At 81.2% G+C, this 681-nt stretch carries 1 pseudogene; it reads left to right on the plus strand.

From position 1 onward, the window contains the following. Nucleotides 1–681: pseudogene (locus tag ACLIYP_RS30695) on the plus strand (primosome assembly protein PriA); the annotation flags it as partial.

A 681-nucleotide genomic window follows, 5' to 3' on the forward strand; every position in this document is an offset into this window, starting at 1 on the left:
TGTCGTGAGCCCGCCCGCTGCGCCCACTGCTCGGGCCCTCTGGAGGCCACCGGCGGCGACGCCCCGCCCCGCTGCGGCTGGTGCGGACGCGACACGCCCGGCTGGGCGTGTGCGGAGTGCGGCGGGACCCGCCTGCGGGGGCGGGTCTTCGGGGCCCGGCGCACCGCCGAGGAGCTGGGCCGGGCCTTCCCGTCCGTGCCCGTCCGCACCTCCGGCCGCGACCACGTCCTGGACGCGGTGCCCGACCGGCCCGCCCTGGTGGTCAGCACCCCCGGAGCGGAGCCGGTCGCCGAGGGGCCCGGCTACGCGGCGGCCCTGCTGCTGGACGGCTGGGCGCTGCTCTCCCGCCCCGACCTGCGCGCGGGGGAGGAGGCCCTGCGCCGCTGGCTGGACGCCGCCGCACTGGTGCGCCCCCACACCGAGGGCGGCACGGTGGTGGTCATGGCCGAACCGGCGCTGCGGCCCGTCCAGGCGCTGGTGCGCTGGGACCCGGCCGGGTACGCGCGGCGCGAGCTGGCCGAGCGGGCCGAGCTGGGCTTCCCGCCGGTGTCCCGGATGGCCGCCGTGACGGGCCCGCCCGAAGCCGTCGCCGAACTGCTGGCCGCGGCCGAACTGCCGCCCGACGCGGAGGTCCTGGGGCCGGTGCCGCTGCCGGTGCCCGACGCGGGGCGGCCCCGGCGC

It is taken from the genome of Streptomyces nanhaiensis, assembly GCF_046614825.1.
Taxonomy (GTDB): Bacteria; Actinomycetota; Actinomycetes; order Streptomycetales; family Streptomycetaceae; genus Streptomyces; species Streptomyces radiopugnans.